The organism is Pseudomonas sp. ArH3a, from assembly GCF_022648765.1.
GTDB lineage: Bacteria > Pseudomonadota > Gammaproteobacteria > Pseudomonadales > Pseudomonadaceae > Aquipseudomonas.
In genome coordinates this window covers 1,091,692-1,117,799 of sequence record NZ_CP080330.1, presented here as the reverse complement: position 1 = coordinate 1,117,799, position 26,108 = coordinate 1,091,692, and the positions used below count along the sequence as shown (strand labels likewise).

Genomic DNA, 26,108 nt, shown 5'->3' with positions numbered 1-26,108 from the left:
GGAGAGGTGAGAAAAAAACACAACGAATATGGAACGCTTTCACTTCCTTTGGCCACACAATAAATGAGCAACCTACAAGTTGCTCATTACACCACAGGCAGCTAACAATAGCTGACAGTCATTATTTCTCACTCAAATAGGTGGCCTATGTCTCAAGTCTCCGGCAGCAACGCCTCATCAACCCAAGCTCAAATTAACCAACTCGATAACCAAAAAAGACTAGAACTCGTAGAAGAGACCAGGCGCGGTATCGAAAATGAGAAGTGTACTGCGGCGGCCGCTCGTTGTGGCAAGATCCGGTTCGGTTAAAAAATGCCAGCCTCCTCTGCTCGACAGGCCGAGGAGGTTTTCACTGTCATTGCAGGCGTAACAATCGATAGAGGTTCCAATGTACATCACCAACAAAGGTTTCGCTGTAAACGAAAACATTACCCCTCAGGCTGAAATGCCTGCCGCGATCAACCGAACGTCTGACATCAATTTTTTTAACGCTCAAGTGAGCCAGACCGAACACTCCGGCAAAGGAATCGTTCCCGCCATGGCATCACCCTCTTTTTCATGGGGTTCTACCGAGTCGGCTACGTTATCCAGACGCGTATCCAAAGCATTTCGGGACGCGAGTCAGAACAAGAAGACCACGGAGGCAAATGAGTTCCCCCAATTGCTCGCCGAAGCGCACATTGAATTGACGTCACGTGTCAAGGTCATTAGCGCTCTCGCAAAAGGCATCGATAAAATTTCAAGCATGGGCTAGATGCATGCTCCGTCATCTGTCCACCCTAGTGCTCTTATCATCGGTGTTGATGCTGTCTGGCTGTGGTGACAGCGTAGAACTTCATCGCAATATTTCTGAGCAGGAAGCCAATGAAGTCGTCGCGGAACTGGCAGACAAGCAAATACGTGCCCAGAAGATTCCAGGAAAAGATGGCGTCGCAGTTCGCGTCAAGTCCAGTGACATCAGTCGGGCTGTCCGTACCCTGGACGCCGCGGGGCTGCCCAGAACAGCCCGCTCGACACTGGGGGATATCTTTCGCAAAGAAGGTGTCATCTCCACGCCACTGGAAGAGCGCGCACGCTATATTTACGCCCTGTCCCAGGAACTGGAATCGACGCTGTCAAACATAGATGGTGTTATCGTCGCGCGGGTTCACGTGGTACTGCCTGAGCGCGTAGCGCCAGGTGAGCCGGTACAGCCGGCCTCCGCCTCGGTATTCATCAAGCACGACCCGCGACTGGAACCAGACAATATTAACCCGCGCGTGCGCAGGATGGTGGCCAGCAGCATTCCGGGCATGGCCTCAGCCCTGGACAACACCACAAAACTGACCGTCATCTTTGTACCCGCCGCGGCCTACACCGAGCAGCGACAACTTTCCTATCTCGGCCCTTTTCTGGTGCCAGAGCAGGACCTTGGCTTCTGGCGCGCCAGCTTCATAGCGCCCCTGGCTATCCTCCCGCTGGGAGGCATTGCCTGGATGTTCTGGCGACGCAGGAAAACGCTTACACCCGCACCCGCCCCGGCGATAGCAAACGCTCATGAGTGAAGATCTCAGCTGGATAAGATGGTGGGCGTTTCCATGGAAAAACGCCCATATCGACTGGCTAACGCAAACGGGCTTTGTCGATACCACAGCGCTCTCATACAGCCATCATAGCCGGGTGAGTAGCCTGTTCGGCATCGAACCCGAGCTTCCTCCTCCCACGTCGCCGGCCTTACTCCAACTGGTACTGAGCAGCGCCCAACAACGAGACCTGGTATTGACACTGGTCAGTGAGGTGTACAACGCGCGCCACGACAGCCGGTTGAATCAAGATCAGCGGCTATGGTGCCAGCGCCTGGCCAAGGCACTGCCACCTAGCTCAATACCGGTGGGCATCGAAGACCCCTTGCACGCTCTGCGCGCGTGGGTTTCCCCCGAAATCTGGCGCCGACTACGCTTGAGCTTTGCTCGACCAACGGTGCTTGAGGTGGAGCAGCATCCTGAATTGGCGGACACGCATGGTCGGTTGGATACCCTGTGGAAAGCCACTATTTGGCGCGCAACCTCTACCGCAGTCGGCGACGCGCCACACGCCCCAAACGAGAAGTCCGACCATGTTTTGCGCCCACAAGATTGAGCTGAACCCCCTCGCCCATAATCTGCCGACGGCCCTGATTCCCAGGGAAATGCTTTCTGACTACACCCAGGCCCGGCAATTGCTTGAACACGCCGAAACCCAGGCGCAGGTACTCATAAGCCAGGCCCAGGCGCAATGCGAGACGATACTTGAAAGTGCCAGTGACGAGTTCTGGCAACTCGCCAATGCCCAACTGCAGCGCTGGGAGTCAGAACGCCAGGCGATGGCCGAGAACCTGGAACAGGCCGCCACCTGCGTCATCAACACGGCCATCCGAAGCCTCTTGCAGGACACCGTACCCGCTCAACGCCTCTCTGCACTGCTCAATAAACTGTTGGAGGCGCAATTGCCGACCGTCGAGGCACACTTAATGTGCAGCCCGCAGGACCGTGAACATGTCGAGCTATGGCTCAGCCTCCACTGTGGCGTGCCATGGACACTTCGAGTGGAAGAAGGGCGTGCTGCACAGTCGCTGTTGCTTGAGACCGAAGATGGCGGCTTTCACATCAACTGGGCGCATGCCCTCGACAACCTGGTGGCGATCCCACCCCAGGCCAAATCAAGTGACAACTTTTCTTGGTAAAAGCTTTTCTTTTTTTACAAAACAGGCAGTTGATGGAACTGGTCATCAATCTGGCGCCACACAGGGATACAACTCACTGGAGGTAAAGCGATGAATGGTGACACTCGCGTACTCAATAGCTTCTACAGGCAGCAAGCCCGCTCCGAAAAAGATATCGCAAGCATTGGTAGCGATAGTTCATACAGCGGAGAGATCGAGGACACCAATAGGTTCTTGGAGCTTCTGAATGAAGAAAAGGCCAAGCTTATTAACAATTATGCCGTGAGCTCGACCTACCTCAGCTTTAAGCACGAAACAATTAAGTCGAGTATCAATGTCGTCTAGTGGCAGGCCAGCAAAAGCTGACCGAGCGTTTGAATAGCCGCGAGCAGAATACTCTGCGGTTTGAACAGGCGATGAGGTCAGCATTGCCTTGGCTCCAGACATAGGCCATCTCTGGTTGGTGCAATGCCGGCACGGGATTGCAGGTCAGGAACACCCGCTGAAATCCCCTGAGGCACCTCTCAACCAACGTAACACCTGGCGCAGCGTAACTGCACGCCTGATAAAGGCTGGGCGCAAACTCCGGCCCACTTCCCTACGTAAGCTACCGCACTGAAACAGAGAACCAGTCATGTATAGCAAGATCAACAAGCACACCAGCTTGCGTTTAAACTCGCCCGCTGCTCTGGCAAAACGCGCTCACTGGCGTTGTGTGCTCGCGCTGCCCTTGTTGTTGGCGCCGCTGCACAGCACCCTCGCCGCTATCCCCTCCGAATGGAAAAACACGGCCTATGCCTATGAAGCCGAGCATAAGCCCCTACGCGATGTACTGGAGGACTTCGCTCAGACGTTTGGCACCCAACTGCAAGTGGACGGCCTCCTGGACGGGATCGTCAATGGCAAGATACGCGCCAATACTCCCCAGTCAATGCTCGACAGGCTGGCGGTAGAACACCGTTTCCAGTGGTACTTGTACAACAACACCCTCTATATCAGCACCCTCGACCTGCAAGAGTCCGCGCGCCTGGAAGTTTCTGCCGAGACCGTCGCCGACCTTAAGCGAGCGCTGCTCGATATCGGCTTGCTCGATAGCCGTTTCGGCTGGGGTGAACTGCCTGATGATGGAGTTGTGCTGGTCTCTGGCCCCAAGCGCTACATCGAACAGATCAAGCAATTCAGCAGCCAGCGTAAAACACCCGACGAAAAGCAGAGCGTGCTCAGCTACCCGCTGAAATTCGCCAACGCAGGGGATCGCCAGATCGATTATCGCGGCGACAAAATCACCATCCCAGGCGTTACCAGCATGCTGCGTGGGTTATTGGAGCCTCGGTCCGCCTCCTCCCTTTCGACCACGCCACCAAGCCGCTCACAGCCCTCTCCCATCACACCCAACTTTCCCCGGTTGAACAACCCACTATTGGGGCAAATGCTTGGACAGACAGCGAACCAGGGGCAGTTGGAAACCGGCGCGACACTCACCCCGCGAGCGCCGGTGTCTGCCGGCAGAATCCGCGTCGAAGCCGATGTGCGCAACAACGCCGTATTGATCTATGACATTCCGGAACGGCAGGCGATGTACCGCGAGCTGATTGCCCAGCTCGACGTGGCGCGAAAAATGGTGGAGATCGACGCAATCATCCTCGATATAGAGCGCACCCAATTGCGCGAATTCGGGGTCAACTGGGGCAACAGTCACTTCAGTAGCGACACGAGAATATCGCCTGGGAGTTCATCGCAGCTGTCGATCACAAACCGTGATCTTTTCTTTGCCAAAATACGCGCACTGGAGCAACGTGGCCTGGCAACCATGGTGTCCAACCCGTCGGTCCTCACCCTGGAAAACCAGCCGTCAGTGATTGATTTCAACCGCACCCAATACCTGACGGCAGGCACAGAGGTCGCGACCGTTCTGCCCATCACTGTCGGTACCAGCCTACAGGTGGTACCGAGGGTGATTACCACCCGAGGCACCCATCAGGTTCACCTTTTGGTCGATATCGAAGACGGAAACTTCGACGAGTCAAACCCGGATCGCAAAGGCCCGGATGTACGCCGGGGCAATGTCAGTACCCAGGCGGTCATGGCGGAACAGCGCTCGCTGGTGATCGGTGGGTTCCATGTCACCGAAAGCACCGACAAGCGCAACAAGATTCCCCTGTTGGGGGATATACCGCTGTTGGGCAAGGCGTTGTTCTCCTCCACCGAACGCAAGAACAACCGGCGCGAACGCCTGTTTATCCTGACGCCACGCGTGATCGGTGACCAAGCTGACCCTTCACGTTATTTGCCGCAGGACGACCAGGCAGAGCTGCAAGCCGCACTCAAGCCACTGGCCAGGCGTTATGCCGCACACGAGCCGGTCATCAAACGCAGTGACATCACCAGCACCCTGGCGCATCTCGTCAGCGGGGAGGTTCCCCTGGCATTCAAGGCGGCCCCCATGCCGCTGGGCCTGGGCACCTTGTGCAACACCCGCGATCTACTGGCAATGAACACCGAACGCAGCCAGTGGTATGCCGGCCCGCAGTTCAATGTGGCGGTGATAGTGCTGCGTAACCAGTTCAAGCGCACGGTGCGGATCGACGAAAAGGAGTGCAGCAATTCGCAAACCTTGGCCGTCACCGTGTGGCCGCGTGCCTGGCTCAAACCGGGTGAAGAAGCCGAGGTGTTTATCGCCATGCGCCCGGTGGTGAAGGATGAACACATCGGCGTGCCCCGTCCCTCCTTGATCACTCCCGCTCAAAAGGCCAAGCCATGAAACGCCGTTTGTTGTGCCTCACCCTGATCAGCACCGTGCTGCTCATCGCCGGCTGCAGCCCCACCTGCAGAGGCGACTCCTGCTCACGCCCGCAAGCGACCAAGGATAAAATGGTGATCTGGTGGCCACCGCAGATGCGCGTCGAGCCAGGGCCCTCCGGTGAACGGGCGGACTACCAAACGATCTCGCTGGAACGCTGAACCTTCGGTTACTTCTCAACGATCAACACCAGGTGTTCCTGGGCTAACGGGTGAGCAGCATTGCTGCTCACCCGTTCTTGCTTGCGGTATACACCTGGCACCGATCAGCGCTGCTCAAGCTCCGGCAACTCCAGGGTTTCGCGCTTGGCTTCATCATCAAGCTCACGCAATGTGCGATAGATCAGCGCCACCGCCTGCAAGGTTTCGCGAGGGATGCTTGTTCCCAGTTTGTTCGTGTAGAGCGTGCGGGCCAGCCATACACACTGAATCACCGGAACCTCGGCAGCCTTCGCCTGCCGAATCAATTCACGTGCTCCGTCGTCCGTGCCTTTGTTGACCAACATCGGCAACGGCGTCTTACCGGGGCGGTAATACAGGGCGACAGCAAAGTGTGTCGGGTTGACCACCAGCATGTCGGCTTCCTCCAGCTTGGGCAATTTGACCTTCGGTTCCTCCTGGGCCAATTGCTGCGCCAACGCGCGGCGCTGCCCCTTCACATGGGGGTCACCCTCCATATCCTTGTACTCTTTAACCACCTCGACTTGGGTCATGCGCATGCGCTTGGCGAAGAAGTGCTTTTGCATCGTCAGGTCAATGAGCGCCAACACCAGCAATAGCCCCAGGCAGGTATGCAGCAAGTGGCGGAACAGAATGATCAGCGCAAGGATGTAGGTTTGCAGGTCGCTGTTGGCCAAGTTCATCAATGTGCCCAATGAAGGCCTGATGACCACGTACAAAACCACCCCTAACAGCACCGCCTTGGTAATGCTCATCAACAGATTCATGACCGATTGGGCGGAGAACATCTGCTTGAGCTGCTTGAGAGGGTTGAGACGATTGAAATCCAGCTTCAAGGTCTCTGGCGCAAACAGGAACCCGAACTGCATCCAGCTGCTGATCAGCTTCGCGGCAATGGCCATCCCAACCATCAACAGGGCGAACGAGAAAAACATCAACAACCCTTCAAACAGCACCTCCTCCAGCGCTCGAGTGAAGGGCTGAGCCATGCTCGACATCGGCAACACCATCAGTTGCTGAAAGCGTTGCAAGCTCGTTTCGGCGGTGAACAAAGCAACCTCGCTGATCGCTGTCAGCGCCAGCAACTTGCTGACATCCTGGCTTTGGGAAACCTGGCCTTTTTTGCGTTGATCGCGCAGTTTCTTGGCAGACGCCGGGTGCTTCTTTTCACCGGAGTCACTCATGGCGTCGAGACCTGGAACATCACTCCGAGTGAGTGCTTGAGGTCACCCAGTAGGTTCAAGCGCCCGACGATCAGGTCCTGCAGCAACGCAAAGTACAACAACAGAATACCGATACCCGCCAGGCTTTTGAGCGGTGGTGCCAACGTGCTCACCTGTAATTGCTGACTGTAGACCCCCAGTAGTGCGATACCGAACTCCAGAAATAACAACACGGCAATAAAGGGCGCAACGTAAAGCATCATGTGGGTAAAGGTATCGCCGAGTATGCCAAGGAACGTACTGAAACCATTGACTGCCGGCAGCGGCACCCAGGCCGTGGCCGGCCAGATCAAATAACTGTCCCAGATCACTTGGGTAAGCACGCTCAAACCCAGGACAGCGATCAACAAGTAAATCACCAACTGCTTGAACAGATGCCCGATGGGCGTTGCGTCCGGCCCCAGTGAAGGGTTGAGCTGACCACCCGCCAGGGCGCCACGCTGGTTATCCAACAGCGCGCCGACTGACTCGAACATCCAAAAAGGCATAGCCAACAGGACACCCAGCAAAATGCCCAAGGCGGCCTCCTTGAATATCAGGCCGATGATCATCAGCGCGGAGTAGTCCTGGTCCACCAGTACAGCATGGATACCTGGCGCCGGAATGAATGCCATGACCATCACGATGACGTGCCGAGGCATGCCGCGTATATGTTGGAAGCAGAACGCCGGCACCAGAATGGCACAGGGGTAGATCCTCGCCATGGCCACCAGCAGGCTTGGCAGATAGTCAAGATAAGGCAGCACGTGCAGGCCCTCAGTTCAGCGCCGAGCGGGCGATCATGTCGAACATCAGGTTGATCAGTTGAATCAGCTCCACGCCGATCCAGCGTCCCGTCAATATCAGTGTGATACCCACCGCGACCAGCTTGATGCCAAAGGGCAACGTCTGGTCCTGTATCTGCATCAGGGCTTGAACCAGGGACGTCAGCACGCCGACGACCACCGCTACGATCAGCGGCGGTGCCGACAACACCACCACCAGCAGCATGCCCTGCTTGAAAAGCACGATCGGTTCCATGGGCTACTCAAAGGTATGAAAGGAAAAGACTGTCGAGCAACCGCGACCATCCGGAGACCATCACGAACAGCAGCAATTTGAGCGGCAGGGCAATGGTCGCGGGCGAGACCATTTGCATCCCCAACGCCAAGAGCAGGTTGGACACAATCAAATCGATGACGATGAACGGAATGTAGATCAGGAAGCCGATCTCAAACCCCGCCTGCACCTGCGACAACACAAAGGAGGGGATTAGCAGGATCAGGTCGTCGCGCTGGGTGCTTTGCGCCATTTCCGGTGGCCACAAGCGCACGCTGTTTTCATGCATGTGGGTCAACACATCCGGATCAGTGTTGCGTTTCATAAACGCACGTAGCGGCTCTATAGCCACAAGGCCAGTCGCTTGAACCGTCTGAACATTGCTCATGTCCAGGGGCGCCCCCTTTAGGTTCTCGGCGATCTGGTAACCCATGGGGGCCATGATAAACAGGGTAGCGGCCAGCGCTATTCCGTTGATAGCCATGTTCGGAGGCACCTGCTGAACGCCGATGGCGTTGCGGGTGATCATCAGCACAATGACGATCTTCAAGAACGCCGTGCAAATGATCAACAGCATCGGCAGCAACGACAGCGCCGCGAAAAACAGCGCAATTACAATCGGGTCAACGCCCTGGAGTATCATCGGGAGAACACCACGCGAGACAATTTCAAGCCAAGACGTCCATCGACTTCCACCAACTGCCCCTGGCCAATAGGCCGTTCACCGTAATACAGGCCGGCCACGCCCGGGGCATACCCGCTGATGCCCAACACCGCACCGGGAGCAAGATTGCGCAGTTCGCCCAGGGTCAGGTTCAGGACACCACAGCGCACTGTCAGCGCCATACTCAAGTCATCAAAGAGCTCCCGGCCGAAAACATCCTCCACCGGTTGATCAAATTCAGGCCCCGGGACTTCTTCTATTAAAAACTCTTCGTCCATGGACGCTTCCTCTATCGCAATAAGGTTCAGGCATAACGGACCGGACTCATCGTCAATACGCCCTTGCAGCCGTTGACTGCCGATACTCAAATGACCACGGCCCTGTACATCAAAAAAGGCGCGTTCAAGCATCAGCACGTCACCCGCACGTACGCCACGCAATTGCGCAATGGGCAAACTCAAGCGGCCCAACGTCACGGCTATTGCCAGCGGAAACGATGCAGGTAATGGGCTGGCCGTCGACCGCCAAGCGCCAGCCGCACACATCGCCAGCAAGCTTTGCGGGGCCAGCCACAGGTAACCTGCGACCTTGGACGGCCCCAACATCACGGTAAAACGGCAACCAAAGCCCAACTTTTCAGGCGCCGGCAGCACGCGCAGATAACCGAACAACGCCCGCACCTGCGGGCTGAGGTGATGCTGGAACAATTCCCAGAACCAGGACTTCGGGTCGTTGCCAACCTCTGCCAGGGTTACCGGGCATTCGCCCATCAGGCTGAACATCGCATTGGGCTCCGAGAACGCCAGCACACCGAGGGCACTCTCGACACACAAAGGGCTTACCCCTTCAGGCGCGCGACCGGGTTCGAGCACAAATGCCCCCTCTTGATCGCCCACGTGGAACGGCATGCGTAACCCGCGCCCCAGTCGATGCAACGCCGCAACCCTTGCGCCCTCAACCAATGGCGGTGTCAAAGCGGACATGATCATGCGGGGCCCGCGCTTTTGATGTGGATATCGACAGGCTGCCCCAACGCCTCGACCAGCCTGTCCTGATAGCGCTTTTTCACCGTGCCGAGCCAATTCGCTGTGTGTTGTTCTTCGGCTTCCAGCTCGATGTTCCAGGCGCCAGGCTGCCGTTGGACACTGGCGTTGATCCGCCCCAGCCGTGGCACGTAAAGCACCGCCAGCAATGGCCATTGCGTGACGCCCTGAACGCGAAGCGCCAACTGCTCCGTCAATGCCTCGAGCATTACTTTATCCGCCGCAGCACTCTTCGTAGGCAAGCGGGAAGCGTAACCACCTTGGCCATCATCCTTGGCGAAAATTTGGGTGAATAACTGCACATGGACCCAGGGCACCACGGCCTCAACACCGGCCTCACGATCTTCCCTTGTCTCACGCATACGGGGCCGGTTAAACCTGCTCACAGGTAATCGTTTCATGACTCTCCTGCACCAGTAACTGGGATAATTCCGAAAGTTTTTCGACCTCGCGCAAGTATCGGGTGGCCTGTATTTGCATACTGTCGACGTGCACCACTTGCTGCTTCCGCTGCCCGTGTAATTCATGCAACTGCGCCTCTTCGCGCTGCGTACTGGCGGACAACGTGCGCTCCTGGGCACTCCACGATTTGAGTTCCTTAAACGAGAGCACTTGCCCTTGATGCTTGCTCAATAGCTGCGCAGTTTCTTGAGCTTCCTGCACACGCGTTTGCTCAAGGGCCTGCTGCGCCTGCTCAACTTGCAACTGCAACGCCCGTTGCTGCCTTTTAGCCTCACCCAATGCGCGCTCGGCCCTGTCCGCCCGGTGTTTGCGCAGACGCCTCAGGGTTTCCAACTCAGAAAGGAACATAGGCGGTCAGCTCCGTCAGTTGATCCAGGGTCGTCTCCATCGGTGAAGGCTCACGCAAGTCCTGGCGCAAAAAGCCATCCACTGCAGAACGGCTGTCCACCGCCAAGTCAGTCAGCGCATCGCTGCCGGCCTGGTACTCGCCCAGCTTCAGCATCAGCTCGATCTGCTGGTACGCCGACAGTAGGCGGCGCAGCCCCGTGCCCGCCTGGATATGCTCAGGCGTGGCGACGTTGCTCAAAATCCGCGAAAGGCTGGCCAGCACATCAACCGCTGGATAGTGACCGCGCTCTGCCAGCTTGCGGGACAACACAATATGGCCGTCGAGCAACGAGCGAACCTCGTCAGCCACGGGGTCACTCATCGAGTCCTGTTCGATGAGTACCGTGTAGATCGCGGTGATAACGCCGTCGCGGGTCAACCCGGCACGTTCCACCAACCGCGGCAACAAGCTGTATACCGATGGCGGCAAGCCGCCGCGGCCCAGGGGTTCACCGGCCGCCAGGCCGATTTCTCTTTGAGCGCGGGCAAAACGCGTCAAGGAGTCGATCAGCAGCAGCACCCGTTTACCCTTACGCCGATAGCCCTCAGCCAGCGCCGTGGCGGTGAACGCTGCACGGGCGCGCTCCATGCTTGAACGGTCGGACGTCGCACACACCAGCACAGCCTTGGCCCGCAATTGATCGTCCAGTTCATGGTCGAGAAACTCCCGTAGTTCCCGACCACGCTCGCCGATCAAACCAAACACAATCACATCGCACTCCACGTTACGGGCAATCTCCGCCAGCAACGTGGTCTTGCCACAACCTGCACCGGCAAACAGGCCCACACGCTGGCCCTCGCCAAGCGTCAGCAAACCATCGATCGAGCGCACGCCGGTCGCCAGGGCCCGATTGATCCTCGGCCGCTCGGTCGGCAACGGCGCCTCACACAACACCATGCTCGCATCCGGGCCGTCGGTGTCGACGAAGGCGCTTGGGCCAACGCCGGTAATCGGCCGCCCGAAACCATCCAGCACCTGGCCCAACAGCTCATCACTGACCCGTACCCGATGCGACACCCCCAGGCGCTGCACACTGGCACCCACGCGTATCCCTTCAAGGTTGCCCAAGGCACTGAGTACGGCATCCTGCTGATCGAAACCGATGATCTCAGCCAGCATGTATTCGTCGGCAGACTTTTCAACCTGGCACAAGTCACCGATACGCGCGCTGGGCAATCGGCACTGCAACAGCATGCCGTTGACGCGTTGGACGCGCCCGCGCATGGTCACCGGCATCAGGTTGGCCAGCGCCTGCGTCTGGCGCTCCTGCCAGGCATCAAGACGCGCCTGCATTTGCTCGTTCACCAACGCACCTCGTAACGCTGCGCGCCATCGAAAACCACCTTGCTATTGTCGATCAGCACCAGGCGCAAGCCGTCCACTTCATCACCGACGAACACCCGGCTACCCTCGTCCAGCACGACATGGCCATTGGGCCCACCGACGATTTGAACAATCTTGAACGGCAGGGCTCCGTCGCGTACACGTACGCGGCTGATCACTGGCACCGCGCTGTCAAACAGCTCACCAAAACGGCTGAGCATGCGCGACACCAGTTCCACATCGTCCTGGGAAACGTCGCCGTTAAGCGCGACTTGCCCATTGATCACCTGCAAGCTGACCCGTTGGCCCAACTCACGCTCACTGAGCATCTTCACCAACTGCTGGCGCACTTCAAACGGCGTGGCCAGCTCGTGTTTGGTTACTACGGGAGGCATCAACGAGGCCTGTGCCCCACGCTCCACCGAGGAGGCTATGCCTACCACTGCGACGATGATTGCAACCACCAGCACTACGCTGATCAGTCGTTTTTGCTGCGTGTGCGGGATCGACGATAACTGCAGCGCCCGCGGCGCTTCAGTAGTGCGCGGTGAGGGTGTTGGAGCGGGTACTTCAGGCCATGGTTGATCGGCCAAGGTGACGCACAGTCGGATAGCTCCGACTGAAAACGGTACGTTCAGTGCCAGGCTCGCGATCTGTGCCAGCACTTGTCCTTCATCGCCGTGCAGCAGCCCGGCCTCGGCCTGCACCGACCAGTTTGAGTCGATCAGTCGTAACCGCGCGTGATGCTCGGCAATGCCCGGATCATTCAGCATCAGGTCAGCGTCCGGGTGAGCACCGATGCTCCACTGCTCACCAAACAGCGGCAATGCAGCGCCCTGGTTCAGACCATTGAGCACCCGTAACTCAAACATTATCGAGCCCTCCCGTGCGTTGAACCTGGCTGACGATTCATGCCGCGGCACCCCGCATCAGCTCATCTTGACCAAGATCGAAGCGCCCTAATACTTTCACCTTGGACGTGCTTCCCAACTCAGCAAAGGACAGCACCGGCACATGGTTGAACTCTTCCAGCAGCAAGGTGCGTAAGGGGCTGCGAAGGTCCTGCGCCACCAACATCACGCTCTTGCTCTTGGCGCGTAAGGTAAAGGCCTGGTTGAGGAGGTTGATCAATGCGGCGCTGCTTTCGTTATCCAGTGCAAAGAACACATCGGTCTGGGTCTGACGCAACGCTTCGCGCAAGATGTTCTCGGTATGAGGCGACAGCAACCAGGCATGCAGGCCATCTTCCTCGCTGTACTGGTGGAAGATCTGCGCCTTGAGGGCAATGCGTGCATAGTCGGCGAGGGCATCGGGTTCACGCTCATGCTGGCCGTACTCGATCAGCGACTCCACAATCAGCCGCACGGCACGCAGCGGAACACCTTCACTGGCCAAGCGTTGCAACACCGCTGAAAACCGCGAGAGCGGCATGATGCGTTGCAGCTCCTGCACCAGTTCCGACTGGTTGTGCTCAAGCCAACCGAGGATCGCCTTGCTTTCCTGAATGCCCAGGAACTGCGGTCCGCTGAGCATCATCGCCTGTCTCATACGGTCGATGATCAGGCTCGTGGCGGTAAAGCGCTCCAGCTGCGGGTCATCAAGCAGAGGGTCATCAGGTGCCAGCCAGAGCCAGTCCTGTTCATCACGTTCGGCCAGCCCTCGTATTGCGTGCTCAGGCTCAATCGTCAGCGCCTTACGCTCGACGGCCAGGTAGTTGACAACCGATGCCTTGACCATCGGTACTTCATGCACGCAGAAACGCATTTCATCGGCGGCCAGTGAATCATCGAGTTCGACTTCGAACGGCGGCAATGTCAGGCCGATATTGGCGACGAGCGAATTTCGTGCCTGGCGGATTCCGTGAATAAGATCCGTAACCTCGGGAGTCCCGCGCAAGGCGGGGGGAAACTGCAACAGGTAAGGCCGCGATGGATCGAACCCGCGCAAGTCCTCTTCCCCGTTCTCTTCGGGCCGGACGGCTTCGGCAGCCTCATCAGCGGGCTTTTCCGCTCGCTGACGTTGGCGCATCAAGTAATAACCCAGGGAGCCGGTTACCGCCGAGAGCAGAATAAAAACCATCGTGGGCATGCCGGGCACTATTGCAAACGCGAGCATCCCTACCGATGCAATCATCCAGCTCTTGGGCTCACTGGTCATTTGCCGGGCGATTTCCGCGCCCATGTTAGTGATACCCCTGCGCCCATCTGGCGCCACGCGGGTGATGATCATGCCGGCAGTCAGGGAGATCAGCAGTGCAGGAATCTGCGCAATCAAGCCATCACCGATGGTCAGTACCGAATACAGTCGTATCGACTCGGCAGCGCTCAAGTCGTGTTGAAACATACCAGTGGTGAAACCACCCAACAGGTTGACCACGACGATAATCAAACCGGCGACGGCGTCGCCCTTGACGAACTTCATGGCCCCGTCCATGGCGCCGAACAACTGGCTCTCGCGGGACAATTGCTCACGTTTGTCCCGCGCTTGCATACCATCGATCAGGCCGGCACGCAGGTCACTGTCGATGGACATCTGTTTACCCGGCATCGCATCCAGGCTGAACCGCGCCGCTACCTCGGCGACCCGCTCCGAGCCCTTGGTGATCACCAGGAAGTTGACCAAGGTCAGGATCATAAAGATCACCATCCCCACCGCCAGGTTGCCGCCCACCACGAAATTGCCGAACGCCTCTACGATGTCACCAGCGTCCTGTTCCAACAGGATCAGCCGCGTAGTGGCGATCGACAGCGCCAGACGAAACATGGTGGTCAGCAGCAGAATCGAAGGAAACGATGAAAACGCCAAAGGCCCTGGCAAATAAAGCGCCAGCACGATCAACAGGCACGATATGCAAATGTTGACCGCAATCAGGATGTCCACCAGCCAGGTCGGCAGCGGGACGATAAAGATAAACACAATGCCCAGGACCACCACCGCGCCCAGCACTTCGGCACGCTGTGCCACTTTGAGCAAGACGTTGTTGATGGCCGACAGTGCAGTCACGCCAGCGTCCCCAGGTCACCGGCAAACTTCAGGGGGCCGCGCTCGACGCGGTCCAGTTCGCCCATCACCGCCAAAAAGCTGTCCAGGGCCCCCTGGCGTACGCGACTGTCGGGCCACAAGGCCAACGGCAACTCCCGAATCATCGGGTAAAGCGCGTTGAGGAGTACCACTTGCCGAATGGTCAGGCCACTGCCCAGATCATGCCCAAGTCGCAGGATTTCACCCGCATCGATACCGCTGCCGGCATACCCCAGCAGGCGCTGCAAAAGGCTCACGGAGTCATGGCTTATGCCCAGGCGCTGGATCAACGCCTGGCAGTCGGACAACACGGAGCCCAACTTCCCACAGCTCTGCAGGGCCAGCAACAAAGTGCGCAACCGCGGCGTGGTCATTGACGACACGAGGACCGCAATGTCGTCAGCCAAGGCTTTACGCATGCTACTGAGCCTGGCGGAAAACGTATCGCCACCGTACACACCTAGCAAGGCCTGCATCATTGTCACCAGGGACTGGCGGGTGGCCACGCTTGAGTAGTAGAGCGCCCGCAGCGCTTGGCGCTCCTGCGGATCACCACCGGCCTGCGTCAACGCCGTGGCAATTTTAAGGCCCGCCTGGATTTCCCCTTTGAAGCTGACCGTCAGCAGGGCAACCGCATCCCGCGCCAAGGTAGCGTCGGAGAGGCGTACTTCATTGTTCGCCTGGGCCTCCAAATGCTTGAGCACCACGAACGCACGAGCGGGGTCCCCCTCGGCAAGCTCCAGCAGCTTGTCGACACTGGGATGGTGCTGCAATTGGTGCCTGAACCGACGAGAAATAGCCGCCAAGGATTCCTGGGCCGGATGGCCCAACTGATCATAAAGTTGAGCAAGCTGCTCGGCGGGCGGAACGTGTATAGGCATCAACCGCGAGGCCCGATTGCTGGCAATCACTTCCTGGTCGAAGAACGGAGCAAGCTCATCGACTTTCGCTGAGGTGGGCGGCGAGACAGGCGCAGCGGCGGGTTGATCCAGGCGCTGGGTAGAGGGCGCATCTTGAAGGGATTCGACTTTCATAAGCATGCCAAGAAGGGAAGAGTGTGTCCCTATGTGGCGAGGCCTGCCGATACGGTTCCATCAAAACTCGACTTTCGACACTTTTGAAAAGACCGGCACAAATCATCAGCGCATTTTGCAAATTACTGCGCAAAAACGCTTCATCTCAATATATTTATTTATATAAATCAGAAAGTTGAGAGTTTTTTTCCTTTGGCACAGCCAGTGCAAAAGGGGTTCGCATCGTAAACATTTCGATAGCGTCTACCCTGAGGAAAAAATCATGAATATCCCTATTGAAGCTTTAGCCCACCTCGTTGGCAGCTCGCCTCAATTCATGCTTCACCTGACAGACGATCAACAAAAAAAACTTCGGCGCTTCATCCACAAACGCGTGCTCAACCACGAAGATGCAGACGACATCCTACAACTGACCTACCTGGAAGCTTGGCGCAACAGGGAGCGTTTCAGTGGACAGGCAACCCTCAGCACCTGGATGTGCGGCATTGCGCAGAACCTGGTCCGCAACCATTTTCGGCGCTTGTATGCCAAACCGGTGCATTGCGAATTCGATGAATCGCTGTGGCATGGCCAGGAGGAAAACAACAACCTGGATTGGGAGTTCGAGATCAACCGCCGGCTGGAAAAAACCCTGACGGCCATCGACCACCTGCCGGCAGAAATGCGCAAGACGCTGTACGCCTCGCTGGAAACCGACGGCAGCTACCAGGACACAGCCGACGTATTGGACATCCCTATCGGCACCGTTCGCTCACGCCTGTCACGGGCGCGTGAACACCTCAAGCGCGTCACGCACAACCCGCCGCAACCGTAAGGCGCTCTAAAGGGTAATCGTTGGGCGGCAGGGATATCTGCCCAACCGAATTACACCTGCGCACGCGCGGCAACTAGATCGCCAACTGCCCGACTGCCTCGTCGTCAACGAAAACCTCAGCGTTGAAGATACCCAGCTCTACCTCTCCCCCTGATCCGCAGCACCTCAGCCAACGCCTCGACTGCTGCGATCACCCGCAACCACGCGCGCAGTAACGCTAAACACCGATCAAATGTGAGAGCGGGCCTGCCTGCGATGACGGCGGCACATTCAACCTCGTCATCGGCTGACCCACCATAATCGCAGTCAAGCCCGCTCCCACAGGCGTTTTTTGTGTAGCCCAGAGACGTGAAAATCCCCGAGCCACTCGTCGCCAGACCCGGCATTTTCGGTTAAACAGTTGAAAGCGTAGATAAAAATTCAAAATAAACGCTTGACGCATTCCCGTTCTACGCGAATAATGCGCGCCACTTGGCTACATAGCTCAGTTGGTTAGAGCATAGCATTCATAATGCTGGGGTCCGGGGTTCAAGTCCCTGTGTAGCCACCAAGTACTAAAAACGGCTTACCGAAAGGTAGGCCGTTTTTTTATGCCTGAAGAAAAGCCCTGAGGCATACTCGCCCCCAACCACAAGGAGGCGATACGTGAACCCCCATTTCCCCACCCACGGCATCACCACCGAACGGCTGTCGCTGCAAGCCGCTCGCCCGTCTCACGCTGGCGCTCTGCAAACGTATCTGCTGCGAAACCGCGCTTACCTTCAACCCTGGGAACCCACGCACGGCGATGACTTCTTCGAACTCGACGCCATCACCCAACGCCTCAAAACCATGGCCGAGAAAACCGCCAGCGGCGAAGCGCTGCATCTGCTGATACTGCACGACGGCACAGTCATCGGCGTCTGCAACTTCACCAACGTCGTGCGCGGTGCATTTGAAGCCTGTCACTTGGGCTACGCGCTCGACGAATCTGCCCAGGGCCAGGGGCTGATGCACGAAGCGCTGAAAGCCGCGATTGCCCATGTGTTCGATGACATGAAACTGCATCGAATCATGGCCAACTACCGGCCTGAAAATGAACGCAGTGCGCGTCTGCTCAAACGGCTGGGGTTTGAGCGCGAGGGTGAGGCGCGGGCCTATCTCAAGATCAATGGCGTGTGGGCGGACCATGTGCTGACGGCGCTGATCAACGGCGCAAGCCACGCCTCATGAGCCTCCACGTATTCGCCATTATCATGCTGGGCGCCGCGCTCCACGCCACCTGGAATGCCGTGGTCAAAGGTGGCGTCGACAAGCTGTTGACCACCTGCCTGATTGCGTCAGTCGCCTCGTTGATCGCGTTGGCGGCCATCCCGTTTCTGACGCTGCCGGCGCCAGAAAGCTGGCCGTTCATCGGCGCGTCGGTGATTCTCCAAGTGCTGTATTTCGTGCTGGTCGCCTCGACATACCGCATTGCCGACATGAGCCAGACCTACCCGATCATGCGCGGCACCGCGCCGTTGGTGGTGGCGACGGTGAGTGTGTTTGTGTTGGCGGAGCCATTGTCGGCATTTGCCTGGCTCGGCATTGCGGTGATCTCTCTGGGCATCTTGAGCATGGCTGTAGCGCCGTTATCAGGACAGCGAAAAGGCTTGATTCTGGCGCTGATCAACGCGGGGGTGATCGCCAGCTACACCCTTATCGACGGCTTGGGCGTGCGCAAGTCCGGCACGCCGGTGGCCTATACACTGTGGATCTTCCTGCTGACCGGCATTCCGCTTGCCGCATGGGCTTTAGCGGCCCGGCGCGGCGTGTTCCGTGACTACGTAAGCCGTAACTGGCGCCTGGGGATCGTCGGCGGTGTGGGCACGATAGCGTCTTATGGTCTGGCGCTTTGGGCCATGACCGCTGCCCCCATCGCCACCGTTTCAGCGCTGCGGGAAACGTCGATCCTGTTCGGCGTGGGGATTTCGGCATGGGTGCTGAAAGAGCATCTGACCCGCGCTCGCATTGTTGCCGCATGTGTCATTGCCGCCGGGGCGATGCTGTTGCGCCTGGGCTGAGCAGGCCAGGGGGCGTGCGCTCAAAAAAACTGCGTATCTGTATTTTGACGCCCTCCTGACCCACTGTTAGTGTCCAGCCTCCACAAGACGGAGTGCCCCCGATGAAATTGGACATCTACCAAGTCGACGCTTTCAGCCAACATCCTTTCGGTGGCAACCCGGCAGCCGTCTGCCCGCTGACCGAGTGGCTGCCCGACGCACAACTGCAAGACATCGCCGCGGAAAACAACCTCTCCGAAACCGCCTATTTCGTGCCCCGTGGCGACTTCTATGAGTTGCGCTGGTTCACCCCGCAAGTCGAAGTGGACCTGTGCGGCCATGCCACGTTGGCAGCGGCGTGGGTGCTGATTCATCAACTGGCGGACGCACCTGAAGTGTTGCGCTTTGCCACCCGCAGCGGCGAGCTTCGCGTGACGCGCAATGGCGACGAACTGGCGATGGATTTCCCGGCTAAACAGCCTCAGCGCTGCGAGCCGCCCAGTGGACTGTTGAGCGCATTAGGGATTGAGCACGCCGAGGTGTTTGCCACCGATGACTACATCGTGCTGGTCGACGATGAGGCTCAAATCGCCGCCCTGACGCCAGACTTCGCGCGCCTCAAGGGCCTGCCCAAACGCGGGATCGCGGTGACGGCCAAAAGCACGCAGTTTGATTTTGTTTCGCGCTGGTTCGGCCCGAACGTGGGCGTCGATGAAGACCCGGTCACCGGCTCCGCACACACCTCGCTGGCACCTTTCTGGGCTGAGCGTTTGGGCAAGTCGCAATTGACTGCTGAACAGGGCGGCAAGCGCCGTGGGCAACTGCGTTGCGAGCTCAAGGGCGACCGCGTGATCATCTCGGGCCATGCGGTGCTCTACCTGCAAGGCGTGATTTACCTGTAAAAAGTACCACCCCAAGGACAACAGATCATTCTCAAAATGAACGGAGTTCAGCGCGTGTTTTTGATTTCCCGCCGTCAACTGTCAGTGATAGCCGCAGCCCTCGCCCTGGCCGGCTGTCACACCCCCGTCAATGAACAGCCGCCGGCACCGGAGTTGGGCTCGGGTTACCGCACCGACCTCACCACCCGCCACGCCGAGCGCCATATGGCCGCCGCCGCCAACCCACTGGCCGCCGAAGCCGGGCGCGAGATGTTGCGCCAAGGCGGTTCGGCAATTGATGCAGCGATTGCCATGCAGGCCGTACTGACGCTGGTGGAGCCGCAGTCTTCCGGCATTGGCGGCGGCGCGTTCATCATGCTGTGGGATGGCAAAAAAGTGCACGCCTATGACGGCCGCGAAACCGCCCCAGCCGGCGCAACTGAGCGCTTGTTCCTAAAAGCGGACGGCACGCCGATGGCGTTTCCCGAGGCGCAGATTGGCGGGCGGTCGGTCGGCACACCGGGGGTATTGCGTGCGCTGGAAATGGCGCACAAGAAGACCGGGCACCTGCAATGGGCCAGGCTGTTTGAACCGGCGATTCGTTTGTCGGAGCAAGGCTTCGCGATTTCGCCGCGCCTGCACGCGTTGATCGCGGCTGACCGTTACATCGCGCAATCCCCCGAAATGGCGGCGTATTTTCTGAATGCCGACGGCACGCCTAAAGCCACCGGCACCCTGTTGAAAAACCCGGCGCTGGCCGCTGTGTTCAAGCGCATCGCCAAGGAAGGACCGGACGCGCTGTATCACGGGCCGATTGCTGATGAGATCGCGCGTAAGGTCCAAGGCAACCGCAATGCGGGCAGCCTGTCACAGGCCGACCTCAAGGCCTACACCGCCAAGGAACGCACGCCGCTGTGCACCGACTACAAGCAGTATCAGGTGTGCGGCATGCCACCGCCGTCGTCGGGTGGGATTGCAATCGCACAGATCCTCGGCACATTGCAGGCAGTGGAAGCCCGCGCCCCACGCCAGGCCATAGCGCCGATGAAACCGATTAAAAGCGCATCGCCCGCAGGGCTTGAACCCACACCCGAAGCCGTGCACCTGCTTGCCGAGGCGGGTCGCCTGGCGTTCGCCGACCGTGGGTTGTACGTGGCCGATGCCGACTTCGTGCCGGTGCCGACCGCTGGCCTCGTCGCCCCAGACTACCTGGCCAAGCGCGCTGCGCTGATCGGCGAACGCAGCATGGGCATCGCCAAACCAGGCCAGCCTGTGGGCATTCAGGTGGCCTACGCGCCGGACCGCTCGCCGTTGCGCATCTCCACCTCGCAAGTGGTGGCGGTGGATGACCTGGGCGGCGCTGTGTCGATGACCACCACGGTGGAAGCGGCATTCGGTTCGCATGTGATGGTCCAGGGCTTTTTGCTCAACAACCAGATGACCGACTTCTCGTTCATCCCTGAAGAAAACGGCCAGCCGGTGGCCAACCGCGTCGAGCCCGGCAAACGCCCACGCTCGGCCATGGCACCGACCTTGGTGTTCGACCGCAAGAGCGGCGAGTTGCTGGCCACCGTGGGCTCACCGGGCGGCTCGCAGATCATTGAGTACGTGAGCAAATCCCTGGTGGCGATGCTCGATTGGAAGCTCGACCCGCAAGCGGCCATCAGCCTGCCCAACTTTGGTAGCCGCAACGGTGCGACCGAGCTGGAAGCAGGGTTGTTCAGCCCTGAGTTGAAACAGGCACTGAGGGACAAGGGCCATGCGTTGAGTGAGATCGATATGACCAGCGGCATCCAGGCCATTGTTCGCACACGCGATGCTCAGGGTAAGGTGTCGCTGAGCGGCGGCGCGGATCCTCGGCGTGAAGGCGAAGCGGTCGGCGACTGACTTTATTGAGCGCAGAGAGCCCCTTGCAACAGGCAAACAATCTCGGCGCCCTCCCCGGCGTCGACCACGGTTTTTGTTCGATCGATGATCCATTGCGGCCGGATGAGGTGTTCATCTGCAAGCAGGTGCACAGTGCGACGGTGATTGAATGGCAGCCTGATCAGGTGGCCAATACCGTTGAGGCCGATGGCGTGCTCACTCGCGCGCACCCGCCAATCTCAGTGATTACCGCTGATTGCTTGCCCATTCTTATTGCCGCGAAAAGTGGTGAAATGGTTGCCGCCGTGCATGGCGGCTGGAGGGGGTTGCAAAGCGGAATTATCGCCAACGCCGTGCAGCAATTTACCGCCGAGGGCATTGCCGTTGACCAGTTGCAGGTCGCTATCGGGCCGTCGATCAAGCCGTGCTGTTACGAGGTGAGCGAAGGGTTTATCGCCCAGTTTCAGGCGGACCAAGGCCACTTGTGGCGTGACGGACAGGCACCGTGGCGCTTCGAGCAGCCGGCGCCACGGCTGGCGCCGCAGATTGCACCGCCGCATGCGCGGCAGACGGGAAGTGCGTGGTTTGATTTGAGTGGATACGGGGTGATGCTGCTGCAAGCGGCGGGAGTTAAGCGTGAGCAGATCGAAGTCAGTGAGATGTGCACTTACTGCACATCACCGTCCTTCGCCAGCTACCGCAGGAGGACGCATCACCCGGAGGAGGCGAAGACGTTGATCTATTCGTGGATTGCTCGCAAAACCTAAAGAGCCTCTGTCCCCTATGGCTGGCAGGCTAACCGGCTTACTGTGGCGAGCGAGCTTGCCACAGTAAGTCGCGCGCCACAAAAGGTAGAGCGCCACAACAATCAGCGGCTTATCTTCAACCCCTTCCGCCCCGCATGCCGCTCCAGCGCCAGCTCAATCAACCGGCTTACCAGCTCGCTGTAACTCATCCCCGCCGCCTGCCACAGCTTGGGGTACATGCTGATGCGAGTGAAGCCAGGCAGTGAGTTGATTTCGTTAATCAGCACTTCGCCGTCGTCGGTGAGAAACACGTCGACCCGCGCCAGCCCGGCGCAACCCAACACCTCAAACGCTTCGATGGCGAGTTGGCGAATACGCTCGCTGGCCTCAACGCTGATATCGGCCGGCACCACCACTTGGGCGGCCTGGTCGTCGATGTATTTACTGTCGTAGGAATAGAAGCCGTTGCTCACCACGATTTCGCCGCAGCCGCTGGCGATGGGGTTGTCGTTGCCGAGCACGGCACATTCAATTTCGCGGCCTTGAACGGCGGATTCCACCAGCACTTTTTCATCAAAACCCAGGGCCAGCTCGACGGCGGCGTGGTACTCGGCGGCGTCGGCGACTTTGCTCACGCCCACCGAGGAACCCTGATTGGCGGGTTTGACGAACATCGGCAAACCGAGTTTGTTCGCCGCAGCCTCAAAGGAGGTGCGCGCCGCGTTGCCACGGGTCAGCGTGATGAACGGGGTGACGGCAATGCCGGCATCGCGCAGCAGGCGTTTGCTGATGTCCTTGTCCATGCACACGGCCGAACCCAGTACGTCGGAGCCGACGAAAGGCAGGTCGGCCATGCGCAGCAGGCCTTGCAGGCAGCCGTCTTCACCGAGGGTGCCGTGGACGATAGGGAAGATTACATCGATGTGTTGCAGCAGGCCCTGGCCCGAGGTTTCCACCACTTGCTGGCTGGCCTTGCCCGGCACCACCGCCAGTTCGCGGTTGGACTGGTTGAGGGCGATCAGCGCCGGGTTTTCCTGGTTGATCAGGAAGTTCGAGGTGTCGTTGAGGTGCCAGTGGCCGGCCTTGTCGATGCCGATTAGCACGGGCTCGAAGCGCGAACGGTCCAGCGCATCGACAATATTGCGCGCCGATTGCAGCGAGACTTCGTGCTCGGCCGAACGGCCACCAAAAATAATACCTACCCGCACCTTGCTCATGACTCGGCCTCACTATTGAAAGTAAGGCTTCTTACCATGAGCGGTCAGCGATTCGCTACCAGATGTGCGCCAAACAACAGGTAGCAGCCACCGGCAAACCGGTCGAGCCACTTGCGTGAACGGCTGTAAAGATTGGCCATGCGCTCGCTGGAAAACACCAGGGCTACGCTGGTGTACCAGCTGAACGACAAGGTGGTCATGGTGATGACCGCCAGCGCCAACAACGTTGGCGACGGTGACGGCGGCATGGTCGAGGCGAAGGCCGTGGCAACGAACAGTGCGGCCTTGGGGTTGGACAAGTTGCCCAGCAAACCGAAGCGCCAGGCAGAGAACAGCGAGCGCTGGGGCTCGTCAGGCAATGCGGCTTGATTGATAGGAGCCGAACGCTTGAACAGTTTCAGCCCCAGGTAGATCAGGTAGCAGCCGCCGATGATCTTGAAGGCCAGATAGAGCATGGGCGCAGCGGTGAACAGCGACTTGATGCCCAAGCCGCCTGCCAGCCCCCATATCACCGTGCCCGTGGCCACCCCGGCGGACGCCACCACGCCATGACGACGCGAGCAACTCGCCGCCAGTTGGGCAGTGTTGAAGAAGTTCGGCCCCGGCGTCACCACCGCGACAGCCCAAAGCAGCCCCAGCGACAGCAACGGTGCTGCGTACGGCAAGTCGGAGAACAGCATGGGGCGTCCCTCTTCGTCAGTGGTTAAACCTATTCGGCCGCCGGCTCAGGCGTGTGCACCAACAAGTCGCCAGGCTGGCACTCCAGGTAGGCACATATAGCATCCAACGTGCCCAGCCGTATGCCCTTGACCTTGCCTTGTTTGAGCAACGACAGGTTCTGTTCGGTAATCCCTATGGCGGCCGCCAGGTCTTTGGATTTGACCTTGCGCCGGGCAAGCATAACGTCCAGTTCAATCACAATGGGCATTTCGATCTCAAACAAAAGTACGGTTTTCAGAATCCACTTCACTGGCCTGCCACAGGATACGCGCGATTACCGCGATACAGGCAGCGAGAAACAACGCGACGAAGCTTGGCGCGGTGACACTCAGCGTAATCAATCGCTGGCCGACCGGCTCATTCATCGTGACCCAGACACTGAGCAACGGCTCGCATAAAAAGTCCAGCAGCACCCATATCGCCACTGCTCGCCCAACTTTGCCAAGGTGCTGCGCCGCGGCACTGGAGAAGTACTCACCCCGAGCGTAATTGCGAAACAGTTGGCGCAGATGGTTCAAGCCTGACGCCAACGCCATCAATGGGATGGTGGAAAGCACAATGCCACCCGCCGTCTGCCACCACGGGAACAGCGCAACTTTAGCGGCGTGCGCCTCGATCAGACGGTCAGTCAAGGCAAAGCCAAACCCCAGGCCATCGGCGGAGGAACCCAGCACCGGAAACAGCCACACGGCAGTGTTAAGCACCAGCATAACGACAAGCAGCAAAAGGGTAAGCAGCGACATGCGCTGACTGAGCTGGGCCAGACGTTGGGTATTCATAAACAACCTCGGTGAGTGAGTGAGCGCACAAAATAATAGATTAATTATCGTAAAACAATCATTTTTTAACGCAAAGCAATGCGATCATTACAAGAAGCCTCATCCAGATCACGCACAATCGTACAAGACCTCGGCAGACAACCCGCGCCAGACTGGGTTAACGTGTTTCCACCTCTACTTGTGACCAGTCACCATGGGCCAACCCACTTCTACCCTCGATTGGCTGCACCGCGCCCCGCACGCCAGCGGCCTGGACCGTATCGAAGCGTACTTTGCAGGCTTTGCGTTCGACCCGCATCGCCACGACACCTACGCCATCGGGCGCACGCTGTTCGGCGTGCAGAGTTATCACTACCGCGGCAGCATGACCCACAGCTTGCCCGGTACGACCATGGTGATTCACCCCGATGAATGCCATGACGGCCGCGCCAGCAGTGTAGAAGGCTTCAAGTACCGCATGATTTATGTGGAGCCGGCGCTAATCCAACAGATTCTTGGCGGCAGGCCGTTACCGTTTATCCACAACGGATTATCAACCGACCCGCGACTGTTCCGCGCCAGCGAAGTATTGCTGCAAAGCCTGGATTGCCCGATTGACCCGATGCAGGAACAGGACGCTCTGTACGACCTGGCCCAGGCGCTGAGCGCTGCATCGGGGGTGATCATCAGCCGTAAATCTTTCGATTACGTCGCCGCCGAGCGCGCCCGGGAATTTATCCACAGCGCCTTGGGCCGCAGCATCACCCTGGATGAAATGGCCGACCATTGCGGCCGTGATCGCTGGGCGTTATCGCGGGATTTTCGCTTGTTGTTCGGCACCAGCCCCTATCGCTACCTGACCATGCGGCGGCTGGACCTGGTGCGCAGCTTGCTCGTCCAAGGCCAATCGTTGGTGGATGCGGCATTGACCGCCGGCTTCACCGACCAGAGCCACATGACACGGCAATTTCGCAGCACCTACGGCATGCCGCCGTCGCGTTGGGTGAAGATGCTCGGGCGCTGAGCCTTTGGCTTGAAATGCAGTCAATGTGGGAGCTGGCTTGCCTGCGATAGCGGCGCGTCAGTCAACACATGTGTTGCTGAGCCGGCGTTATCGCAGGCAAGCCAGCTCCCACATTTTATCTATGTTGTTTCCAATATCGCGTGCGGCTCGGGCGAGCGTTGCTTGAGGCGCAACGCCAACACCGTGCCCACCAACGCAAATCACGC

At 58.7% G+C, this 26,108-nt stretch carries 29 protein-coding genes and 1 tRNA gene; 15 read left to right on the top strand and 15 right to left on the bottom strand.

Features of this window, described 5'->3' with window-relative positions; genetic code table 11:
* Positions 1-388 precede the first annotated feature (388 nt).
* The 7 genes from K0P33_RS04885 to hrpT all read left to right on the top strand — a co-directional run bounded on the left by K0P33_RS04885 (position 389) and on the right by hrpT (position 5,641).
* Positions 389-754, top strand: a complete 366-nt coding sequence (locus K0P33_RS04885; RefSeq protein ID WP_094948891.1) for a hypothetical protein — start codon at positions 389-391, stop codon at positions 752-754.
* Positions 755-758: 4 nt separating this feature from the next.
* Complete coding sequence (gene sctJ, locus K0P33_RS04880; RefSeq protein WP_094948890.1) at positions 759-1,544, top strand: type III secretion inner membrane ring lipoprotein SctJ; 786 nt, start codon at positions 759-761, stop codon at positions 1,542-1,544.
* Positions 1,537-2,118 (top strand): type III secretion protein, encoded by a 582-nt coding sequence (locus tag K0P33_RS04875; protein ID WP_094948889.1) that lies wholly within the window; start codon positions 1,537-1,539, stop codon positions 2,116-2,118. Before sctJ ends, K0P33_RS04875 begins: the two co-directional genes overlap by 8 nt.
* The gene (sctL, locus tag K0P33_RS04870) at positions 2,096-2,701 is read left to right on the top strand and encodes a type III secretion system stator protein SctL (protein ID WP_242154265.1); all 606 of its coding nucleotides are present in this window, start codon (positions 2,096-2,098) and stop codon (positions 2,699-2,701) included. The genes K0P33_RS04875 and sctL overlap by 23 nt, the downstream gene beginning before the upstream one ends.
* Before the next feature lie 90 nt (positions 2,702-2,791).
* Positions 2,792-3,025 carry a hypothetical protein gene (locus K0P33_RS04865; protein WP_094948887.1) on the top strand — a complete coding sequence of 78 codons (234 nt, stop codon included), beginning with the start codon at positions 2,792-2,794 and terminating at the stop codon, positions 3,023-3,025.
* A gap of 289 nt (positions 3,026-3,314) precedes the next feature.
* Complete coding sequence (gene sctC, locus K0P33_RS04860) at positions 3,315-5,441, top strand: type III secretion system outer membrane ring subunit SctC (RefSeq protein WP_242154263.1); 2,127 nt, start codon at positions 3,315-3,317, stop codon at positions 5,439-5,441.
* Positions 5,438-5,641, top strand: coding sequence for an HrpT family type III secretion system protein (gene hrpT / locus K0P33_RS04855; protein ID WP_094948885.1), 204 nt, complete (start codon positions 5,438-5,440; stop codon positions 5,639-5,641). Before sctC ends, hrpT begins: the two co-directional genes overlap by 4 nt.
* A 104-nt stretch (positions 5,642-5,745) precedes the next feature.
* Here the strand turns inward: hrpT and sctU are convergent, their stop codons facing one another.
* From sctU to K0P33_RS04800, 11 genes are read right to left on the bottom strand one after another with little or no spacing between them, the layout of a single operon-like run.
* A complete protein-coding gene (gene sctU, locus K0P33_RS04850) occupies positions 5,746-6,843 on the bottom strand; it encodes a type III secretion system export apparatus subunit SctU (protein ID WP_242154261.1) in 1,098 nt (365 codons plus the stop codon).
* Entirely contained in the window at positions 6,840-7,628 is a 789-nt protein-coding gene (gene sctT, locus K0P33_RS04845; RefSeq protein WP_094948883.1) for a type III secretion system export apparatus subunit SctT, read from the bottom strand. Before sctT ends, sctU begins: the two co-directional genes overlap by 4 nt.
* Before the next feature lie 10 nt (positions 7,629-7,638).
* On the bottom strand, positions 7,639-7,902 hold the full coding sequence (gene sctS / locus K0P33_RS04840) for a type III secretion system export apparatus subunit SctS (RefSeq protein WP_003208363.1): 264 nt from the start codon (positions 7,900-7,902) through the stop codon (positions 7,639-7,641).
* 7 nt (positions 7,903-7,909) lie between these two features.
* The gene (gene sctR, locus K0P33_RS04835) at positions 7,910-8,563 is read right to left on the bottom strand and encodes a type III secretion system export apparatus subunit SctR (protein ID WP_242154258.1); all 654 of its coding nucleotides are present in this window, start codon (positions 8,561-8,563) and stop codon (positions 7,910-7,912) included.
* Entirely contained in the window at positions 8,560-9,573 is a 1,014-nt protein-coding gene (locus K0P33_RS04830) for a FliM/FliN family flagellar motor switch protein (protein ID WP_094948880.1), read from the bottom strand. Before K0P33_RS04830 ends, sctR begins: the two co-directional genes overlap by 4 nt.
* Positions 9,570-9,989 (bottom strand): type III secretion system HrpP C-terminal domain-containing protein, encoded by a 420-nt coding sequence (locus K0P33_RS04825; protein ID WP_242154257.1) that lies wholly within the window; start codon positions 9,987-9,989, stop codon positions 9,570-9,572. Before K0P33_RS04825 ends, K0P33_RS04830 begins: the two co-directional genes overlap by 4 nt.
* Positions 9,990-9,999: 10 nt before the next feature.
* A complete protein-coding gene (locus K0P33_RS04820; RefSeq protein WP_094948878.1) occupies positions 10,000-10,437 on the bottom strand; it encodes a YscO family type III secretion system apparatus protein in 438 nt (145 codons plus the stop codon).
* The gene (locus tag K0P33_RS04815) at positions 10,424-11,782 is read right to left on the bottom strand and encodes a FliI/YscN family ATPase (protein WP_094948877.1); all 1,359 of its coding nucleotides are present in this window, start codon (positions 11,780-11,782) and stop codon (positions 10,424-10,426) included. The genes K0P33_RS04820 and K0P33_RS04815 overlap by 14 nt, the downstream gene beginning before the upstream one ends.
* Positions 11,779-12,672, bottom strand: a complete 894-nt coding sequence (locus K0P33_RS04810; RefSeq protein ID WP_242154255.1) for an FHA domain-containing protein — start codon at positions 12,670-12,672, stop codon at positions 11,779-11,781. The genes K0P33_RS04815 and K0P33_RS04810 overlap by 4 nt, the downstream gene beginning before the upstream one ends.
* Positions 12,673-12,709: 37 nt before the next feature.
* Positions 12,710-14,803 carry a type III secretion system export apparatus subunit SctV gene (gene sctV / locus K0P33_RS04805; protein WP_242154253.1) on the bottom strand — a complete coding sequence of 698 codons (2,094 nt, stop codon included), beginning with the start codon at positions 14,801-14,803 and terminating at the stop codon, positions 12,710-12,712.
* Positions 14,800-15,855: a TyeA family type III secretion system gatekeeper subunit gene (locus tag K0P33_RS04800; protein ID WP_242154250.1), complete on the bottom strand. Its 1,056-nt coding sequence runs from the start codon at positions 15,853-15,855 to the stop codon at positions 14,800-14,802. The genes sctV and K0P33_RS04800 overlap by 4 nt, the downstream gene beginning before the upstream one ends.
* Positions 15,856-16,117: 262 nt before the next feature.
* Here K0P33_RS04800 and K0P33_RS04795 point away from each other — a divergent pair, with 262 nt between their 5' ends.
* The 7 genes from K0P33_RS04795 (at position 16,118) to pgeF (ending at position 22,204) form a co-directional block, all read left to right on the top strand.
* Positions 16,118-16,669: an RNA polymerase sigma factor gene (locus K0P33_RS04795; protein WP_094948873.1), complete on the top strand. Its 552-nt coding sequence runs from the start codon at positions 16,118-16,120 to the stop codon at positions 16,667-16,669.
* A gap of 473 nt (positions 16,670-17,142) precedes the next feature.
* Positions 17,143-17,219, top strand: a tRNA-Met gene (locus tag K0P33_RS04790).
* A gap of 95 nt (positions 17,220-17,314) precedes the next feature.
* Complete coding sequence (locus tag K0P33_RS04785) at positions 17,315-17,881, top strand: GNAT family N-acetyltransferase (RefSeq protein ID WP_242154248.1); 567 nt, start codon at positions 17,315-17,317, stop codon at positions 17,879-17,881.
* Complete coding sequence (locus K0P33_RS04780) at positions 17,878-18,711, top strand: EamA family transporter (protein WP_242154246.1); 834 nt, start codon at positions 17,878-17,880, stop codon at positions 18,709-18,711. Before K0P33_RS04785 ends, K0P33_RS04780 begins: the two co-directional genes overlap by 4 nt.
* A 101-nt stretch (positions 18,712-18,812) precedes the next feature.
* A complete protein-coding gene (locus tag K0P33_RS04775) occupies positions 18,813-19,592 on the top strand; it encodes a PhzF family phenazine biosynthesis protein (protein WP_094948870.1) in 780 nt (259 codons plus the stop codon).
* Between the two features lie 36 nt (positions 19,593-19,628).
* The gene (ggt, locus tag K0P33_RS04770) at positions 19,629-21,458 is read left to right on the top strand and encodes a gamma-glutamyltransferase (RefSeq protein ID WP_242154244.1); all 1,830 of its coding nucleotides are present in this window, start codon (positions 19,629-19,631) and stop codon (positions 21,456-21,458) included.
* A gap of 23 nt (positions 21,459-21,481) precedes the next feature.
* On the top strand, positions 21,482-22,204 hold the full coding sequence (pgeF, locus tag K0P33_RS04765; protein ID WP_242154242.1) for a peptidoglycan editing factor PgeF: 723 nt from the start codon (positions 21,482-21,484) through the stop codon (positions 22,202-22,204).
* Between the two features lie 101 nt (positions 22,205-22,305).
* On the opposite strand, the gene ddlA is transcribed toward pgeF, so the two are convergent.
* Genes ddlA through K0P33_RS04745 form a run of 4 tightly spaced genes read right to left on the bottom strand, consistent with a single transcriptional unit; the run spans position 22,306 to position 24,899 of the window.
* Complete coding sequence (gene ddlA, locus K0P33_RS04760) at positions 22,306-23,400, bottom strand: D-alanine--D-alanine ligase (protein ID WP_094948867.1); 1,095 nt, start codon at positions 23,398-23,400, stop codon at positions 22,306-22,308.
* 44 nt (positions 23,401-23,444) lie between these two features.
* Positions 23,445-24,080 carry a LysE family transporter gene (locus K0P33_RS04755; protein WP_242154240.1) on the bottom strand — a complete coding sequence of 212 codons (636 nt, stop codon included), beginning with the start codon at positions 24,078-24,080 and terminating at the stop codon, positions 23,445-23,447.
* Positions 24,081-24,109: 29 nt separating this feature from the next.
* Positions 24,110-24,328, bottom strand: coding sequence for a helix-turn-helix transcriptional regulator (locus K0P33_RS04750; RefSeq protein WP_094948865.1), 219 nt, complete (start codon positions 24,326-24,328; stop codon positions 24,110-24,112).
* A gap of 7 nt (positions 24,329-24,335) precedes the next feature.
* On the bottom strand, positions 24,336-24,899 hold the full coding sequence (locus K0P33_RS04745; protein ID WP_094948864.1) for a DUF2975 domain-containing protein: 564 nt from the start codon (positions 24,897-24,899) through the stop codon (positions 24,336-24,338).
* Between the two features lie 193 nt (positions 24,900-25,092).
* Between K0P33_RS04745 and K0P33_RS04740 the strand changes: the two genes are divergently transcribed.
* Entirely contained in the window at positions 25,093-25,902 is an 810-nt protein-coding gene (locus tag K0P33_RS04740; protein WP_094948863.1) for an AraC family transcriptional regulator, read from the top strand.
* The last annotated feature ends 206 nt before the right edge of the window (positions 25,903-26,108 follow it).

Excerpts from the sequence above, each read along its gene's own strand:
- K0P33_RS04885 (WP_094948891.1), top strand. The coding sequence starts at position 389 with ATGTACATCACCAACAAAGGTTTCGCTGTAAACGAAAACATTACCCCT.
- sctJ (WP_094948890.1), top strand. The coding sequence starts at position 759 with ATGCTCCGTCATCTGTCCACCCTAGTGCTCTTATCATCGGTGTTGATG.
- K0P33_RS04875 (WP_094948889.1), top strand. The coding sequence starts at position 1,537 with ATGAGTGAAGATCTCAGCTGGATAAGATGGTGGGCGTTTCCATGGAAA.
- sctL (WP_242154265.1), top strand. The coding sequence starts at position 2,096 with ATGTTTTGCGCCCACAAGATTGAGCTGAACCCCCTCGCCCATAATCTG.
- K0P33_RS04865 (WP_094948887.1), top strand. The coding sequence starts at position 2,792 with ATGAATGGTGACACTCGCGTACTCAATAGCTTCTACAGGCAGCAAGCC.
- sctC (WP_242154263.1), top strand. The coding sequence starts at position 3,315 with ATGTATAGCAAGATCAACAAGCACACCAGCTTGCGTTTAAACTCGCCC.
- hrpT (WP_094948885.1), top strand. The coding sequence starts at position 5,438 with ATGAAACGCCGTTTGTTGTGCCTCACCCTGATCAGCACCGTGCTGCTC.
- sctU (WP_242154261.1), bottom strand. The coding sequence starts at position 6,843 with ATGAGTGACTCCGGTGAAAAGAAGCACCCGGCGTCTGCCAAGAAACTG.
- sctS (WP_003208363.1), bottom strand. The coding sequence starts at position 7,902 with ATGGAACCGATCGTGCTTTTCAAGCAGGGCATGCTGCTGGTGGTGGTG.
- sctR (WP_242154258.1), bottom strand. The coding sequence starts at position 8,563 with ATGATACTCCAGGGCGTTGACCCGATTGTAATTGCGCTGTTTTTCGCG.
- K0P33_RS04830 (WP_094948880.1), bottom strand. The coding sequence starts at position 9,573 with ATGATCATGTCCGCTTTGACACCGCCATTGGTTGAGGGCGCAAGGGTT.
- K0P33_RS04825 (WP_242154257.1), bottom strand. The coding sequence starts at position 9,989 with ATGCGTGAGACAAGGGAAGATCGTGAGGCCGGTGTTGAGGCCGTGGTG.
- K0P33_RS04820 (WP_094948878.1), bottom strand. The coding sequence starts at position 10,437 with ATGTTCCTTTCTGAGTTGGAAACCCTGAGGCGTCTGCGCAAACACCGG.
- K0P33_RS04810 (WP_242154255.1), bottom strand. The coding sequence starts at position 12,672 with ATGTTTGAGTTACGGGTGCTCAATGGTCTGAACCAGGGCGCTGCATTG.
- K0P33_RS04800 (WP_242154250.1), bottom strand. The coding sequence starts at position 15,855 with ATGAAAGTCGAATCCCTTCAAGATGCGCCCTCTACCCAGCGCCTGGAT.
- K0P33_RS04795 (WP_094948873.1), top strand. The coding sequence starts at position 16,118 with ATGAATATCCCTATTGAAGCTTTAGCCCACCTCGTTGGCAGCTCGCCT.
- K0P33_RS04780 (WP_242154246.1), top strand. The coding sequence starts at position 17,878 with ATGAGCCTCCACGTATTCGCCATTATCATGCTGGGCGCCGCGCTCCAC.
- K0P33_RS04775 (WP_094948870.1), top strand. The coding sequence starts at position 18,813 with ATGAAATTGGACATCTACCAAGTCGACGCTTTCAGCCAACATCCTTTC.
- ggt (WP_242154244.1), top strand. The coding sequence starts at position 19,629 with ATGAACGGAGTTCAGCGCGTGTTTTTGATTTCCCGCCGTCAACTGTCA.
- ddlA (WP_094948867.1), bottom strand. The coding sequence starts at position 23,400 with ATGAGCAAGGTGCGGGTAGGTATTATTTTTGGTGGCCGTTCGGCCGAG.
- K0P33_RS04755 (WP_242154240.1), bottom strand. The coding sequence starts at position 24,080 with ATGCTGTTCTCCGACTTGCCGTACGCAGCACCGTTGCTGTCGCTGGGG.
- K0P33_RS04750 (WP_094948865.1), bottom strand. The coding sequence starts at position 24,328 with ATGCCCATTGTGATTGAACTGGACGTTATGCTTGCCCGGCGCAAGGTC.
- K0P33_RS04745 (WP_094948864.1), bottom strand. The coding sequence starts at position 24,899 with ATGAATACCCAACGTCTGGCCCAGCTCAGTCAGCGCATGTCGCTGCTT.
- K0P33_RS04740 (WP_094948863.1), top strand. The coding sequence starts at position 25,093 with ATGGGCCAACCCACTTCTACCCTCGATTGGCTGCACCGCGCCCCGCAC.